The sequence below is a fragment of the Bacteroides muris (ex Fokt et al. 2023) genome, from assembly GCF_024704895.1.
Lineage (GTDB): Bacteria > Bacteroidota > Bacteroidia > Bacteroidales > Bacteroidaceae > Bacteroides > Bacteroides muris.
Genome location: NZ_JAMZEE010000089.1, coordinates 1 through 2,043, shown reverse-complemented (window position 1 = coordinate 2,043; position 2,043 = coordinate 1). Strand labels below are relative to the sequence as shown.

The window sequence follows — 2,043 nt, the reverse complement described above, 5'->3', positions numbered from 1 at the left end:
ACTCTTACGTGAGATTTTATCGCCACCTCCTGCGTCTGCATACCAATATACGAAATTACCAGAGTTTTCGCGGAACTAGAATATGTCTATATTGTTGATAATAAGCAATATAAAATAAACAAAAAGAGCTCCTGAAATAAAGTATTCCTCTAGAGAAGATACTCTATACATATCCACTGTAAATGACAATCTACTTATATGATACTATTTGTAATGGTAATATCCTGATTTGAAGGTGTTTAATTCTGTACTGATGTGCTATAATCATAACGTTAGGATCTTTTTTCTCAAAAACTAGAAGGGCTTTGTCAATATCTATCATTTAGTTGTTTTTTGTCAATTATTTACTTGTATTGTTTGTTACATCCATGAAAATGTAAAGCATTATATAAAATATTATTGAAATTATAAAGGTTACATAGATACCATCTTACCCATTTATCCATTTTATGCTTAGAACACTATGCAATTGTCCTCATTTTAAATGGAGATATCCGTTTGTTTATTCCAAATACAAAAGTAATTGAAGTAAAGAATTCTGTAACTGCGAAAAACTACCATTGGGAGTATGTCAAAAATGTAAACCTGCCCTTTTCGGATGGAAAAACGATTGTTCAGTCAAGGTTTAGTTCTTTAATTCCCCAAAGATTTATGTAGTAAACAATGTTTTTGTTTTGGCTTACATTTTCCTAATGGGGAAGGCTTCTTGTAAGGGAATATAGTCTATATAGAATAACGAAGACTGAGTGGATATATTTCTTATTATAATTCAGGGTAATAAAGAATGTACTCTTGTAATCCGCGCTGATTCTCGTATCGTGCAAACAATTCAGGCTTGTGTTTATTGAAGAGAGAATACTCCTATTGCTTCAGTTCTTCTCCATAAAGTCTATGTAGCATGATACGTGCCGGTACACTTTTAATCTCTCCATTGGGCAAGCCTTGTATAATGCATTCATTGCGCAATGCTTTTTCCTCAAGCATACGACGTTCGGCTAATGCCAAACCGAAATGTAACTTTTCGCTCAGTTCTTTTCTCTCATTCTCTGACATAACTTTGTATTTTATTAAATCGTTCAATATGATGTATATGCATTTCCATTCCTCGTCCGCCTTCAGCAACAATAATACGGGGTGTCTCGCTATTATCTGCCAATAGCCAATAGTCCACACGGGGCATATAAATATTGAAAAAGTTATTGATACCTGCTTGATAACGCCGAATCACAACCTCTTTGGGAATGTCGTGCCCACCATTACGTACACGTTGGGCTACACGCTGAATAGCCAAGTCGGGCGAACTCAACCAGAAATATATTAAATTGACTTTATATCCTTGCTCTTGCGCACGATGGACAAGGCGGGTGTAAGTTCTTGTGGCAAGTGTGGTTTCTATAGAAAAGTTTTGTTGATTTCTCAGCAATTCATTAATCCTTTGTAACATCAACCGTCCGGCTTCAATAGCCATACTTTCGGGATTAAAAGGAGATAATCCACGAGCTATTTCATCTGCATTAACAAACTCCTTGCATTCCAGAACATCCGGTAGCACAGTGTAAGATGCCGTAGTCTTACCAGCACCATTACAACCACTAATGATGTAGAGTTGTTTTTTAGAATCCATATTCATGCATTTATCTAATTGCAAACATACGACATTTTTATAAGATTATGGATAATTGATAGTTATTGTTTTTTAAAAGTTGATTGTTCCGCAGGTATGAGAAGTACAGGACTCTTTTGAGAACTCCACATTTCTCACATATCATCTATCCTTATTTTCTTCTTGATGAAATATCTGTTTACCAAAGTACGTTTTACGAATTGAGGTGGAGCAAAGTACTTGCCTTTCCCACTTGCGCTATATAGATAGCCCTCCCCTCTAGTGATCATTGATGAATACCAAATGGCAGGCAAATATCCTGAGAATAGTGTGGAAACGCTTTTATTGTTCTCCTCTAATAAGGAGGTTGTGTCAAAATGCTGGCACAACCTCTTTTTATGCGCAAAGCCCGGACTTTCCCAAGCCCAGGCTTTGTTATT

General features: G+C 36.0%; 3 protein-coding genes. All 3 read right to left on the bottom strand.

All coding sequences use genetic code 11. The features are described from left to right. Positions 1 to 861: 861 nt before the first annotated feature. Complete coding sequence (locus M1B78_RS18290; protein WP_136009511.1) at positions 862 to 1,053, bottom strand: hypothetical protein; 192 nt, start codon at positions 1,051 to 1,053, stop codon at positions 862 to 864. Beyond that, the gene (locus M1B78_RS18285; protein ID WP_136009510.1) at positions 1,040 to 1,624 is read right to left on the bottom strand and encodes a zeta toxin family protein; all 585 of its coding nucleotides are present in this window, start codon (positions 1,622 to 1,624) and stop codon (positions 1,040 to 1,042) included. The genes M1B78_RS18290 and M1B78_RS18285 overlap by 14 nt, the downstream gene beginning before the upstream one ends. Before the next feature lie 134 nt (positions 1,625 to 1,758). Next, a partial coding sequence (locus M1B78_RS18280) for a hypothetical protein (protein WP_257941474.1) occupies positions 1,759 to 2,043 on the bottom strand: 285 nt, incomplete at its 5' end.

What these genes read in the sequence shown, in the direction of transcription:
- M1B78_RS18290 (WP_136009511.1), bottom strand. Translation starts at nt 1,053, where the DNA reads ATGTCAGAGAATGAGAGAAAAGAACTGAGCGAAAAGTTACATTTCGGT.
- M1B78_RS18285 (WP_136009510.1), bottom strand. Translation starts at nt 1,624, where the DNA reads ATGGATTCTAAAAAACAACTCTACATCATTAGTGGTTGTAATGGTGCT.